Source organism: Sphaerisporangium fuscum, from assembly GCF_018531465.1.
Classification (GTDB): Bacteria; Actinomycetota; Actinomycetes; order Streptosporangiales; family Streptosporangiaceae; genus Sphaerisporangium; species Sphaerisporangium fuscum.
The window spans coordinates 54,947-67,688 of the sequence record NZ_JAHDTF010000005.1; the positions used below are offsets into that span (position 1 = coordinate 54,947).

The 12,742-nt window shown below is 70.1% G+C and carries 12 protein-coding genes; 6 read left to right on the plus strand and 6 right to left on the minus strand.

From position 1 onward, the window contains the following. Positions 1 to 19 precede the first annotated feature (19 nt). From KIK05_RS07560 to recD2, 3 genes are all read left to right on the plus strand, one after another. Entirely contained in the window at positions 20 to 691 is a 672-nt protein-coding gene (locus KIK05_RS07560) for an acetyltransferase (RefSeq protein ID WP_214409865.1), read from the plus strand. Further along, a complete protein-coding gene (locus KIK05_RS07565; protein WP_214409866.1) occupies positions 691 to 1,785 on the plus strand; it encodes a DegT/DnrJ/EryC1/StrS family aminotransferase in 1,095 nt (364 codons plus the stop codon). Before KIK05_RS07560 ends, KIK05_RS07565 begins: the two co-directional genes overlap by 1 nt. Positions 1,786 to 1,853: 68 nt before the next feature. Then, a complete protein-coding gene (recD2, locus tag KIK05_RS07570) occupies positions 1,854 to 4,070 on the plus strand; it encodes an SF1B family DNA helicase RecD2 (RefSeq protein WP_214409867.1) in 2,217 nt (738 codons plus the stop codon). An 18-nt stretch (positions 4,071 to 4,088) separates the two neighbouring features. Here the strand turns inward: recD2 and KIK05_RS48775 are convergent, their stop codons facing one another. Then, positions 4,089 to 5,435 carry an O-antigen ligase family protein gene (locus KIK05_RS48775; protein ID WP_214409868.1) on the minus strand — a complete coding sequence of 449 codons (1,347 nt, stop codon included), beginning with the start codon at positions 5,433 to 5,435 and terminating at the stop codon, positions 4,089 to 4,091. After that, positions 5,432 to 6,493: a YveK family protein gene (locus KIK05_RS07580; protein ID WP_214409869.1), complete on the minus strand. Its 1,062-nt coding sequence runs from the start codon at positions 6,491 to 6,493 to the stop codon at positions 5,432 to 5,434. Before KIK05_RS07580 ends, KIK05_RS48775 begins: the two co-directional genes overlap by 4 nt. A gap of 283 nt (positions 6,494 to 6,776) precedes the next feature. Between KIK05_RS07580 and KIK05_RS07585 the strand changes: the two genes are divergently transcribed. Together KIK05_RS07585 and KIK05_RS07590 are read left to right on the plus strand one after the other, a co-directional pair. Continuing rightward, a complete protein-coding gene (locus tag KIK05_RS07585) occupies positions 6,777 to 7,307 on the plus strand; it encodes a hypothetical protein (protein WP_214409870.1) in 531 nt (176 codons plus the stop codon). A 77-nt stretch (positions 7,308 to 7,384) separates the two neighbouring features. Continuing rightward, a complete protein-coding gene (locus tag KIK05_RS07590) occupies positions 7,385 to 8,302 on the plus strand; it encodes a hypothetical protein (protein ID WP_214409871.1) in 918 nt (305 codons plus the stop codon). Between the two features lie 73 nt (positions 8,303 to 8,375). On the opposite strand, the gene KIK05_RS07595 is transcribed toward KIK05_RS07590, so the two are convergent. The 4 genes from KIK05_RS07595 to KIK05_RS07610 all read right to left on the minus strand — a co-directional run bounded on the left by KIK05_RS07595 (position 8,376) and on the right by KIK05_RS07610 (position 11,658). Beyond that, a complete protein-coding gene (locus tag KIK05_RS07595; protein ID WP_214409872.1) occupies positions 8,376 to 8,723 on the minus strand; it encodes a DoxX family protein in 348 nt (115 codons plus the stop codon). A 444-nt stretch (positions 8,724 to 9,167) separates the two neighbouring features. Further along, positions 9,168 to 10,301: a methyltransferase domain-containing protein gene (locus KIK05_RS07600; protein ID WP_214409873.1), complete on the minus strand. Its 1,134-nt coding sequence runs from the start codon at positions 10,299 to 10,301 to the stop codon at positions 9,168 to 9,170. Between the two features lie 14 nt (positions 10,302 to 10,315). Continuing rightward, positions 10,316 to 10,939, minus strand: a complete 624-nt coding sequence (locus KIK05_RS07605) for a radical SAM/SPASM domain-containing protein (RefSeq protein ID WP_214409874.1) — start codon at positions 10,937 to 10,939, stop codon at positions 10,316 to 10,318. Continuing rightward, positions 10,936 to 11,658: a hypothetical protein gene (locus KIK05_RS07610; protein WP_214409875.1), complete on the minus strand. Its 723-nt coding sequence runs from the start codon at positions 11,656 to 11,658 to the stop codon at positions 10,936 to 10,938. The genes KIK05_RS07605 and KIK05_RS07610 overlap by 4 nt, the downstream gene beginning before the upstream one ends. A gap of 803 nt (positions 11,659 to 12,461) precedes the next feature. Between KIK05_RS07610 and KIK05_RS07615 the strand changes: the two genes are divergently transcribed. After that, positions 12,462 to 12,737 carry a helix-turn-helix domain-containing protein gene (locus KIK05_RS07615; RefSeq protein ID WP_250562449.1) on the plus strand — a complete coding sequence of 92 codons (276 nt, stop codon included), beginning with the start codon at positions 12,462 to 12,464 and terminating at the stop codon, positions 12,735 to 12,737. Positions 12,738 to 12,742 lie beyond the last annotated feature (5 nt).

Here is a 12,742-nt window from a genome sequence, read left to right on the forward strand (position 1 = left end):
GTGACGAAAGGCGGGGATCGTGACCCCCCTCTTGATCGTGGGGGCGGGAGGGTTCGCGCGGGAGACCGTGCAGCTCGTCCACGACCTCAACGAACGTGCGCCCGCGTGGGACCTGCTGGGGTACCTCGACGACGACCCGGCCAAGCACGGAACGCTCGTGGACGGCGCGCCCGTGCTGGGCGGGATCGACGAGGCGCGGCGGCGCCCGGACGCCAGGCTGGTGGTGTGCATCGGCAGCCCGCGCGACTACGCCGCCCGCGCCCGGGTCGTACGCCGCCTCGACCTGCCCGCCGAACGGTACGCCACGCTGGTGCACCCGACCGCGTCGGTCTCCCGGTCCTCCACGCTCGGCCCCGGCACGGTGATCATGGCGCAGACCGTGCTGACGGCGGCCGTCCGGGTCGGCGCGCACGTCTCGGTGATGCCGCACGTCACCCTCACCCACGACGACGTGGTCGGCGACTTCGCGACGCTGGCGGCCGGGGTGCGGCTCGCCGGCGCCGTCCACGTGGGGCCGGGGGCCTACATCGGCTCCGGGGCCCTGGTCCGCGAGACCCTCACGATCGGCGCCTCGGCGCTGGTCGGCATGGGGTCCGTGGTGACCCGCGACATCCCTCCCCGCGAGATCTGGGCCGGAGTTCCCGCCCGTTTCGTCCGTCCAACCCCCGCTGTGAACCACGGAGAGTACTGATGATCCCTTTCGTCGATCTGCGCGCCGCCCACGCCGAGGTGGCCGAGGAGGTGCTGCAGGGGTTCGACCGGGTGCTCCGCGACACCGCGTTCGTCCAGGGGCCCGACGTGGCGGCGTTCGAGGAGGAGTTCGCGGCCTTCTCGGGCGTGGCCCACTGCGTGGGGGCGGGCAACGGCACCGACGCCATCGAACTCGCCCTGCGGGCCTGTGACCTGCCGCCCGGCGCGGGGGTCGTGCTGCCGGCCAACACGTTCGTGGCCACGGCGGAGGCGGTCGTCCGGGCCGGGCTGCGCCCGGTGCTCGCCGACTGCGACGACGACCACCTGCTGCTCGACCCCGCCTCGGCCGCCGCGGCCGTGGGCGCGGACACCGCCGCGGTCATCCCGGTCCACCTGTACGGCCAGCAGGCCCCGATGGCGGCCCTGCACGAGATCGCCGAGCGGCACGGCCTGACGGTGGTCGAGGACGGCGCGCAGTCGCAGGGGTCGCGGCAGGAAGGACGCCCGCCGGTCGGCCTGGCGGCCACCAGCTTCTACCCCGGCAAGAACCTCGGCGCGTACGGCGAGGCGGGGGCGGTGCTCACCTCCTCCCCCGCGCTCGCCCGGGCCGTACGCATGCTGACCAGCCACGGCAGCGAGGTGAAGTACCAGCACGAGACCCTCGGCTTCAACTCCCGGCTGGACACCCTCCAGGCGGTGGTGCTGCGGGCCAAGCTCAAGCGGCTCGCCGGGTGGAACGACCTGCGCCGCGCGGCGGCCGACCGCTACGAGCGGCTGCTGTCGGGCGTCGAGGGCGTGCGGCTGCCGAAGGTCGCGCCGGGCAACCTGCACGTCTGGCACCTGTACGTCATCCGGGTGCCCGAGCGCGACCGGGTGCTGGCCGGGCTCCAGGAGGCCGGGGTGCAGGCGCAGATCCACTACCCGGTGCCGGTGCACCTGCAGCCCGCCTTCCGCGGCCTGGGGTACGGCCCCGGTGACTTCCCCGTGGCGGAGGCCTCCGCCGGGGAGATCCTCTCCCTCCCGATGCACCCGCACCTGACCGCCGACCAGCAGGAGCAGGTGGCCGAGACCCTGGACAAGGTGCTCCGCCAGTGATCACCCCTCCGGACTTGTCACAGGGGGCCGTTATCGTCCTGTCATGAGTTCAGGCGGGGAGGTCGACGATGACGATGCTCCAGAGGCCCCACCGGCCGCCTTCGGGCGGAGACCTGACCGACGTCGAGGCCTCCGTCGAGCAGCTGGTGTTCGTCCGCGACGACGAGTACACCGTGGCCCGCATGTCCGCCGAGGGTCTGCCCGCCTTCGTGGCCTCGGGGCGGGCCCTCGCCGGGGTGCAGCCGGGCGAGACGCTGCGGCTGAGCGGTGAGTGGGAGGAGCACCCGCGGCACGGCGGCCGCCTGGTGGTCAGGCGCTGCGAGCGGGTGCAGCCGTCCACCGTGCGCGCCATCAGGCTGTATCTCGGGTCGGGCCTGATCCGCGGCATCGGGCCCAAGCTCGCCCATGCCATCGTGAGCCACTTCGGCGAGCGGACGCTCACGGTGATCGACACCGAGCCCGAGCGCCTCACCCAGGTCGTCAACATCGGCGCCACCCGGCAGGCGCAGATCGTGCGGGCGTGGGCCGAGCAGAAGGCCGTCGCCGATCTCATGGTCGCGCTGCAGGGCTTCGGCGTCAGCCCCCTGCTCGCCGCCAAGATCTACCAGGTCTACGGCGACGAGGCGCGCGAGGTGCTGGTCTCCGACCCCTACCGGATGATCGGCCAGGTCAGGGGCATCGCGTTCCACACCGCCGACCGCATCGCCCTGCGCTCCGGGGTGCCCGAGGACAGTCCACGACGTGTCAGAGCCGCCGTCCTCGACCGGCTGGAGGCGGCCGCCGGCCGCGACGGACACTGCTACCTGCCGCTACCCTCCCTGCTCGCCGCGGCGGCGGGTCTCGTCGAGCAGGACGACGAGCTCGTCCGCCGGGGCGTCGACGCGCTGGCGGCCGAGCGCCGGGTGGTGGTCGAGGCGTCCCCGTCCGACCCGGAGCAGGTGGTGGTGTACGCCAAGGAGCAGCACGGCCGCGAGGTGGCGCTGGCGGGCCACCTGGCGCGGCTGACGCGGGCGCGCTCGACGCTGCCGCTGCGCGGCTTCGCCGACGACCCCGGGCTCGACGACGACCAGCGGGCCGCGGTGAACCTCGTCCTGACCAGCACCGTCTCGGTCCTGACCGGCGGGCCGGGCTGCGGCAAGAGCCACACGGTGAAGGTGATCGCCCGCACGGTGCGGGCGATGGGCGGCACGGTCACCCTGACCGCGCCGACCGGCAAGGCCGCCAAGCGGCTGTCGGAGCTCACCGGCCTCCCGGCGATGACCGTGCATCGCATGCTCGCCCGGCGGGCCGAGCCCGACGACGGCGCGCTGTTCCAGCAGTCCCCGGTGGAGGCCGACCTCATCGTGGTCGACGAGGCGTCCATGCTCGACCTCCAGCTGGCCACCCGGCTGGCGGCCGCGATCCCCGACGGCTGCCACCTGCTGCTGGTGGGCGACGGCGACCAGTTGCCGAGCATCGGTCCCGGCAGCGTGCTGGCCGACCTGCTGCGGGTTCCCGAGATCCCGCGCGTCCGGCTGACCCACGTCTTCCGGCAGGCCCAGGACAGCGGCATCGTCCGGGCGGCCCACCGCATCCGCGCGGGCGAGCTGCCCGCCCTGCCCGGTCACGGGGGTTTCTGGTTCGAGGAGCTCGACGATCCCGCGAAGGTCGCCGAGCGGGTGGTCCACCTGGCGACCGAGGCGATCCCTCGCAAGCAGAAGATCGGCCCCGACCAGGTGCAGGTGCTGTGCCCGACGCGCAAGGGCGCCACGGGCACCGCCGAGCTGGGCCGCAGAATGCAGGAGCGGCTCAACCCCGCGCGTGAGGGCGTCGCCGAGCACTGGTCGGGCCCGTCGGTCTTCCGCGTGGGCGACCGGGTCATGCCGATCCGCAACAACTACGACAAGGGCGTGTTCAACGGCGAGACGGCCACGGTGACGGAGGTGAACGGCCAGGAGCGGCTGGTCGAGATCCGCACCGACGACGGCGAGACCGTCCGGTACACCTTCGACGAGCTCGACGAGCTGACCCACGCCTACGCCGTCAGCGTCCACCGCTCCCAGGGCAGCGAGTATCCCTTCGTGGTGGCGCCGATCGTGGCGGAGGCCGGCGGGGTGATGCTGCACCGCAGGCTGCTGTACACCCTGGTCACCAGGGCGAAGGCGTGGGTGGTCCTGGTCGGCGACCGCGAGGCTCTGGAGCTCGCCGTGCACCGCCTGGGCCGGCGCCGCAACACCGGTCTCGCCCGGCGCCTCGCGCTCGGCCTGGCCCCGTCTTCCGCGTACCGCCCTCATGACCTGGCGTGATCGCCGACGGTAGGGGGCCTAACGGACCTCCCCTGCCGGCTGGGTCTGCAGGCGCCACAGGGCGCCGCAGATGCCCAGGATCAGGAACATCACGTTGGTGATCATCGGGAAGCTGAAGGCGTCGAAGGTTCCGAAGCCGAAGATCGCGACGCCGGTCGAGGCGGCCAGGCACTGTGCCAGGTGGCGGGTGGGCTCGTCGGTGGCCGCCCGTCTGGCCCGGCGCGCCAGGGACCATCCGGAGAACAGGAACGCCATCAGCGCGAGCACGCCCACGATGCCGGTCTCCAGCGCCGACATGAGGTACTGGTTGTCGATCACCCGGTAGATGCGGGGCAGGTAGGTGGCGAATCCCTGCCCGAAGAACGGTCGTAACTGCACCGCCGCGATGACCGCGTCGTAGTCACCGGTGCGCGTCGTCGAGCTCTCGTCGGACCCGATCACCGTGACCAGGTTGAGGACGGTGCCGATGAGGCCCGGGATCATCAGGCGCATCACGATCGCGCCGAACCCGAAGATCAGGATGGCCCTGAGCCGCCACTCCGACGGCCACGTCGGCAGCAGCACCACCATGACGATGAACAGGCCGAGGATGGCCGAGCGCGACACGCTCATCGGCAGCACACCGGCGATGAGCGCGACCATCAGCCACCGCTTCCGCCGCTGCTTGCGGTCGTCGCAGTAGATCGCGCCGTGCAGCGCCAGCGGCAGCACGGCGGCCAGCGTGACGCCCAGCTCGATCGGGTGGGTGGCGGTGCCCGCCGGCCGGAAGAAGCCGTCGCGCTCGAACAGGACGGCCGAGGTGCTCTCGGTCAGACCCGGCAGCGCCATGTACTGGGTGATCTCGACACCGCTGAAGAACTGCAGCATCGCGATGAAGGCCGAGAACGACGCCCCGAGGACCAGCCGGTGCCGGAGGGTCTCCAGGCGGTCCATGCTGTTGATGCCGTCGGCGGTGACCAGGGCGATGCCGGCCCAGCCCGCCGCCAGGATGAGGCCGAGGTCGGCCACGTTCAGCTCGTCGGTGGACAGCGGCCGCGTCATGGCCGCCACGTAGCTGGCGAGGATCGACAGGCAGAAGAACATGATCACCGGGCGGACCGGCTGCCTGCCCCGGATCGGCGTCCAGCGCGGGGAGAGCGTCGACAGCAGGTACCAGACGATCAGCAGGACCGCCACCATCGAGGCGGGCGCGCCCGCCGCGCCGAGCGCGCCGACGCGGTACCGGGCCGGCAGGACGAACAGGACGATCAGGAAGAACGTCATGATCGACACAGGGTCCAGGCGCAACCTGGGCAGCCTGGTCTGGCGTTCGGGAGGCCGCTGGGCGGGCGCCTTGGTCCGCGCGGCCTCCGACGTGCTGGTCACCTACCTGGCCTCGTGGGGTCGAACACGACGTACGGCTCGTCGTCGGGGTCGGCACCGCCGGTCGTCTGCGGCCCCTGCTTCTGCCCGGCGCCGTTGCCCCCGGCGGGAGGAGCGCCCAGGGGGCGATCCTTGTCGTCGGCCCAGACGTACAGGTCGTTGTCGACCTTGATCGCCGGGATCGGGGCGGTGAACCCGTCCTCGAGCAACTGCTGCTGGTCTTCCCACGGGTCCTTCGGCTCTGGAGGCGAGGGACGCCTGGCCGGCGGCTGCTTGCCGGTGACCCGGTGGTCGTACACCCGCGGCTCCGCCGGCTCGATCGGCCGCGGACGCCGCACCGGCGGCCTGCTGCGCGGGGCCGCGGCGGGGGACCTCGTCACATGCTGGGAACTCGCGGGCGGCGTGGACGGCGGCGGCACGATGGGCCCCGTCGTCTCCTGCTCGCCCTGGGCCAGCCGGCGCCGCTTCTGGGCCAGGGACTCCAGGAACAGCGGAACGCCGACGGTCAGCAGCATGCCGCCCGCGAAGACGATCACCAGGAGGCGGATCTTCTTCTGGGGGGTCAGCTGTGCCTCGTCGGTGGAGGTGACCAGTTCCGCGCGGATGGTGGCGTCGGGCAGGATCGCCGACTTCTTCTGCATCTCGGTCAGGCGCTCCTGGCTGAGCGCCGCCAGGGTCTCCATGGTGCGCTGGGCGACCTTGGGGTCGGGCCCCGTCGCCGTGATGTCGAGCAGGGGACCCCGGGAGTCCTGGGCCAGGCCGACGGTGTAGTCGGCCGTGTCACCCTCCTCCTTGAGCCTCTGCAGGGTGCGCTCGTCGCTCATTCCCCGCGAGATCACCTCGGCGGTGATGGTCAAGGAGCCGTCGAAGGCCAGCCATGGGTTGCCCCCCACCGGCTGCGAGCCCTTCCTGGAGGACAGGAAGACCACGGTGGCCGTGGATTCGTACTGCCAAGGGATCGCCACCAGCGCCCCGACGGTCGCCGCGAGCGTGACGACGAGCAACGTCAGCGTCACCGGCCAGCGCCGCAGCAGCGCACGCAGCGAATCAAGCAGGTCCATAGTGTCCCTTCACCCCCGCCCGGCCGGCCGAACGTTCATTCCCACCCCGCCGAGCCGCCGAGATAGGACGCGTGAGCGCCTCGACTCGTTGTCATCGCCCCTCAAGTGTTTCCTCTGAGTGGTTTCTTTACCAGGCCCGTCCCAAAACTCCGCACGCCTGTGCCACGATGTGTCGGTGCGAAGGCGAGTGGTGGTGCGGTTCGGCTGCCTGGCTCTGATCTTCCTGACCGCCGCCGGCGCGTTGGCGTGGGTCAGATATCGATCACCTCTTTACCAGAGTTCCGTGACGGTCGCGTTCATAACGAAGACGAACAGGTTCCAAGGGGAGGTCTACGACCACTTCACGGACAATCACATCTATATGGCTCTGGTGACCGCCCGCTACTTCGACAACCCGAGCACACGTGAGCGTCTACGCCGCATGGGCGGCACGGCCGACTTCTCCTACGAGGTCGCGCACTGGGGGAACGAAGAGGTCCCGGTGTACGGCCAGCCGTACGCCTCCCTGCAGACCCTCTCGCGAGACCCCAAACTGTCGATGGACACCCTCAACATCGCGCTCAAGCTCCTCACCGAGAAGGTGCAGCAGCTCCAGACCGCCGCGGGCGCCAACGGCAGGGTCATGATCAAGTGGCAGCCGATCGACACCGTCAGGGGCCCCGAGCTGCAGTCCCTCCAGAAAGGCCGGGCGACCGTCGGCATCGGGCTGATGACGATCCTCGCCGTGGCCGGAGTCCTGTCCCTCACCCGCGACCGCAGGCGCTCCGCCGCCACGCCGCCCCGGCTGATCAGCACCCGCCCGCTCCACTCCTGAGGCTCCCCGGAGAGCCGGACCCCGCGCTCCAGGCGACCGCTTGGAGCGTTCCGCGAGACCACGACTTGGAGCCGACCGTGCCCTCTCCCGCCTCCCCTGCGTCACCGCGTCGTGTCCCTCTGGTCATCGCGGCGCTGGCCGTGGGCGTCCTGACCGCCGCCTGCGGCGCGAGCGGCGCCTCCGACGACGTCCGGGACGTCCCCACGAAGACCACCCGGAAGCCCGACGGCCGTCCCGACCTGTCCGGGTTCCCCTCGGCCAGGACCACCGGCCCCAAGCCCGGCACCCAGCTGCGGGTGGTCGGCGAGACCACGGTCAAGAAGGCGGGTGAGGTCGTCGAGGGCGTCGAGATCCACGGGAAGCTCAACATCGAGGCCGACGACGTGGTGGTGCGGAACGTCCGCGTGGTCGGCCAGGGCGACTGGGCGATCATCCAGCGTCAGGGCGTCTCCGGCGCGGACATCTCCGACGTCGAGATCATGGGCGACGGCACCACCAAGGTCGACACGGCCGTGCTCAACCAGGGCGGGCAGATCAGCGTACGGCGGGCGAACATCCACACGGTGTCGAACGGCATCGTCACCGACCACGGCGTGATCGAGGACTGCTACCTGCACGACTTCAAGGAGTTCCCGGGCGACCACGTCGACGCCATCCAGATCGGGGGCTCGCCGATGAAGGGCCTGTCACTGACGGTGCGGCACAACACGGTCTTCAACCAGGTCGCCGAGACCTCCGCGATCATCATCGGCCAGGACTTCAGCCGTACGCACGACGTGCTGATCCAGAACAACCTGCTCGCCGGAGGGGGGTACACGATCTATGGCGGCGAGGGGAAGTTCGGCGTGCCCACCGACATCCGCATCGTCGACAACATCTTCAGCCGCCGCTTCTTCCCCAAGGGCGGCTCCTTCGGCCCGGTGGCCTACTACACCGACAAGGGCAAGGGCAACGCCTTCACCGGCAACATCTGGGAGGACGGCAAACCCCTCTGACGGTCATCGGGGGGGCCATACGACCCTGCCGTCCTTCCTGACGGTGCCGGTGCCGGCCGGGCACATCGGTGGGTCATGCCGCCGTGCTCAGGACCAGGGTGACGACCACGGGTGCCAGGTACAGCAGGGGGAAGACGACGGTCTTGTACGAGCGGGCTCGCAGCACGGTGACGACCGCGCCGGCGAAGTACAGGACCAGGCCGATCGCGGCGGCGACCCCGATCGGGGGGACCGCCAGACCGGCCAGCAGGCCGATCGCCCCGGCGGCCTTCGCCGTGCCCAGCCACGGCCACCACGACTGCGGCACCCCGTATTCGATCAGCGGCTTGGCCACGAAATCGGCCCTGCGCAGCAGCGAGAAGCCGGAGAAGCCGACCCAGGCGGCGGTGAGGACGGTGATGATGACATGCGCGGTGGACATCGGAGTTTCTCCTGTCATTCATCCGAGGACAACGTTTCTTACGCGTCTCTCCCGAGTCTGGGGCGTGCCACTAATGTGATCGCTATGCGTGCGCGATGCGCGTCGGCCCAAGTCACCCTTCACGATGTACATGCGTCCGGCTGAGGCTGCATTCCAGCCCTCGACGGCGCCGGTCGTACCGAAACGCCATCGGGCTCGCGGTGCTCGTGGCGATCGCCAACGCCAACGCCAACGCCAGCGTCGCGGGGTCGCGGGACCGGCACCGCGTTCCTCGATCGCCGACGGAAGCCGTACGGCCGTCCTCATCGCCGCCGCCGGCATGCTGCTGGGCACCCTCGTCGCCCTGCTCTCCCCCCGGCCGGACCACCATCCCCCAGGAGGCCACGGACACACTTGAACCAGCCGTCTGACGGCTCCAGGAGGGGCGCGTCCCGCGTTCCTGAGTCAGGCGATGGTGGCCTTCCACCGGCCGCGCCGCAGGTGGATCGCCCCGTCCGGGGTGATGCGGACGCTCGCGCCGTACAGAGGCAGCATGCCGTTCCGCAACCAGTGGTCGCGGGCCTCGTCGAGCACGTCCCACAGGCGGCGCGGCCCGCCCTGGTGCACGACCGGCGGCTCGTCATCGGTCTGCACGGCACGGGCCCATGACCCGTCCTCGTGGACCATGAGCGCGATCCGGGTGGCGCCGGCCTGGTGATGGTCGAGCTCGACGCCGGGGGCCATGATCTCCAGCATCGAACGCAGCTCCCAGGCGTTCTCTTCGATGTCGATGACGGGGAACCGGCCGAGTTTGACCCGATCCCCCTCTGTCGTGCGCGCCGTCTGCATCAGGCTCGTCAGGCCCGGCGGGTAGTCGGCGCCGGTCCTGGTCTTCATGAACATCGCCCAGTCCCGCTCGACCTGACCGACCGCGCCGCCGTCGTCGGTCTTGACGGCCGACACGATGAGCGAGGTGTTGCTGATCGTCGTGACCAGACGCCCGCCGGGGTTGAGCGCGGCCAGCCAGGAGGCGGGGATGGGCCGCACCGCCACCATCGCCACGATCCGGTCGAACGTCCAGGGGAGCTGTGCGGTGGCGTCGATCGGCGCGATGCGGGGGTGGTGGTCGAGGTCGGCCAGCCGCGATGTGGCGACGGAGGTCACGTACTCGTCCACGTCGATGCTGGTCACCTGGTCCTGGCCGAACAGGTGGCACAGCAGGGCGGTGCCGTACCCCGAGCCGGTGCCGACGTCGAGAATCCTGTCCTTGTCGCCGATGCGGGCGTGCCGGTACATCTGCAGCACGAGCCCCGGCAGCGTGGAGGAGGAGGTGGGGCGCCCGGTCGGCGCGTCGTGGGCCTCGGCCTGGTCGGCGTGCAGAGTGCCGATCTTGGTGACGAGCGTCTTGTCCCGGTAGGCGTTGTCCAGCCAGGCCGCTTCGTCGGCCGGGCCGTACCGCACCTCCCAGTGGTCGCCGCTCCAGGCCCACCAGGCGGGGACGAACCGGTGGCGGGGAGTGCCGGCGACGGCGGCGCGCCACCGCGACCCCGGGTGGGTGACGCGGTCGGCGAGCTGGTGCGCGCGAGATTGCCAGTCCATGTCAGCAGTCTGCTCTATCGGTCGATTTCGGCGAGGGGGACGACCCGCACCCGCCGTGCGGGAATGATGAGGGCGTTGCTCTCGCAGATGGTCTCGGCCGGCGCGCAGTCGTTGCCGTCCGACCCCGGGTTGCAGGTCCTCACGCCGCGGCGGGGAACCTGTGTGAGGAGGTTCTGCCAGATCTGCCCAGCGAGGATCTCGGCGAGCGGTGTGGTCTTGACGTTGCCCGCGGGCTGCAGGAACCGGGACATGACGCACATCCACACGTCCCCGTTGGAGGCGACGGCGGCGCGGCCGTTGCCGCACTGCCCGCACAGCTCGGTGACGCCGGTCTGGATGATGCTGGCGCCGCGGCCGACGCCGCGCATCCGGTCGATCGGGCCGAGCCGGTTCACGCCGAGCGCCTTCATCTGCGCGTACGCCTCCTCGGCACGCTGCTCGTCCAACTGCACGGTCTTGATTCCGGCGTCGGGGGCGGAGATGAGCAGGTTCTCCCAGTCGCCCGTGGTCATGGTGCCGTGATCATCGCTGGGCCCGGAGTCGGCGTAACAGTGTCCGCACGTGAGCTGGCAGCGGCCGGTGATCTCCAGCTCAAGGAAGTGGACCGGATCGAGCTGGGGTGTGGCTTGTGGTGTCATCGTCGTTCCTTCCCTCGAGGGACGGGGTGTTGGGAACCCATGGGCCACGAGAGGTTGCAGGACGAGGGGCTAACCGGTTCGGCGCGGGGTTCAGGAGTCCCCGCCGGCCGCATGTCCTCGAGTCGGACCACCAGCTGGGTGGCGAGGATGTAGGGGTGCCTACCCGGCTCGTCGAACCGGACGAACTCGTTATGACCGGTGCGCCGCGCCATTCCGTCCGGGCCTGGTTCGAAGACCTCGGCCAGCACTCCCACCGGCTCGGCGACGGCCACGGTGTAGACCGCCGATGACTTGCGCAGTTGGGGACAGGAAGCCAAGGAGTCCGGAACGCAGGCCGGGCACGTCGGTGGGGCGTTGGTCAGACCGGAGGCCACGTCGATGGCACGGAACGCGGTCTCGGTGACGACCCACCAGATCCTCCCTGTATCCAGATGCCGTCCCGATGCACCGCACACCTGGCACAGCAGCGCCTCCATGCACAGCCACTGCCGGTGGACGTTGAGCGCGCGCCACACCGGTTCGCCGCCCCGGTCGACGCCGGTACGGGCGCGGAGCATTCCGTCCACCCAGTCGGACGGCCGGGCGTCGATGTAGGTGAGGCGCCGGACGCCGTGCTCGGTGAACATCAACGGGTGCGTGACCGCCTCGCCCGACCACGCGATGACGTACGGCACTCGCAAGGGCCGTGGCGCGTCGAGACGCCGGACATCGGGCCTCAACGTCCCTCCGCCTCATCGATGACGACGGTTCCGGTGTCCGCGTCACGGCGAGCGCGTACGACGATCGGGCCGTAGCGGTAGCACGGATAGGGGCGAGCCCAGTTGTCCAACTGTGCCGGGCGGATGGTCCCATGAGCGCGGTTCGGCATGGCGTTCAACGCGGCCAGGAGCTTCAGGCGCGCCTGGTACCGAGTACCGGTCACCCCACGAACGCCCCGCCCACCGAGATCGTCAGCCGCCCACGTCCACAAGATCCCCGGCTCTTGGTCGTCACGCTCGGAATGCTGCTGTTCCCGGCTCATATAACCGCTCCCCATCGGTACAGCTCCCGCCGGCTCGCAGAGAAGGACCGAGAGGCGGTAATCGCCTGTGACTTCAGCGGAGCATCGGAACAGTGGCAAATATGAGGCAATCGACGCTCTGGGCGATTTGGGAAATTTCTAGGATTGTTCATCGGATCGCACCTCTCACATGCGGTCAAGGACCCGTCCGGTCGTTCCCCGGCGCCGGGCGGGTCTGTTTGCTCTTATGGGAGGTGCGGCGGCACGGGGATCTGGGTGACCATGCCATCGCACGACCACACAATCTGGTTGCCTGCACCACTCAGAAGCGATGGCCACCCTTTGCGCCTCGGGGTAGTGTCTCCATCACTAAAGGCTGTGAGGCGCCTGCTGTTTTCGATCGACTTGCGCTTGCTCCAACAACGCTAGGAGCCGTGCGGGCGCCGTAGAACTGACCGTAGGTACGAGTGGTAGACGGCGGTGATCACCCTCATGACCCATCGCGGAAGAGAAACCTTGACCATGGGTCGGGGTAACGGTGAACACGGCCGTGAAGGCAGAATCTCCGGGTACGTCCTCAAGATCATTCGTGAGTCGATCGGACTAACCCAAGAACGCTTTGCGGAACAACTGGCGGTAGACATCACCACGGTTCAGGGCTGGGAGTCGGGCCGCCGGCCTCTTATGGCGGTCTCCATAAACAATTACCTATCTTTGCGAAGTTCGCTTCTGCACCTAGGCGCCCAGTACCGACTGGGTCACGTCCAGGGAAGTGGTGTACGAGCTGTCATCGCGTGATCCGT

What these genes read in the sequence shown, in the direction of transcription:
- KIK05_RS07565 (WP_214409866.1), top strand. Translation starts at nt 691, where the DNA reads ATGATCCCTTTCGTCGATCTGCGCGCCGCCCACGCCGAGGTGGCCGAG.
- recD2 (WP_214409867.1), top strand. Translation starts at nt 1,854, where the DNA reads ATGACGATGCTCCAGAGGCCCCACCGGCCGCCTTCGGGCGGAGACCTG.
- KIK05_RS07580 (WP_214409869.1), bottom strand. Translation starts at nt 6,493, where the DNA reads ATGGACCTGCTTGATTCGCTGCGTGCGCTGCTGCGGCGCTGGCCGGTG.
- KIK05_RS07595 (WP_214409872.1), bottom strand. Translation starts at nt 8,723, where the DNA reads ATGTCCACCGCGCATGTCATCATCACCGTCCTCACCGCCGCCTGGGTC.
- KIK05_RS07600 (WP_214409873.1), bottom strand. Translation starts at nt 10,301, where the DNA reads ATGGACTGGCAATCTCGCGCGCACCAGCTCGCCGACCGCGTCACCCAC.
- KIK05_RS07605 (WP_214409874.1), bottom strand. Translation starts at nt 10,939, where the DNA reads ATGACACCACAAGCCACACCCCAGCTCGATCCGGTCCACTTCCTTGAG.
- KIK05_RS07615 (WP_250562449.1), top strand. Translation starts at nt 12,462, where the DNA reads ATGGGTCGGGGTAACGGTGAACACGGCCGTGAAGGCAGAATCTCCGGG.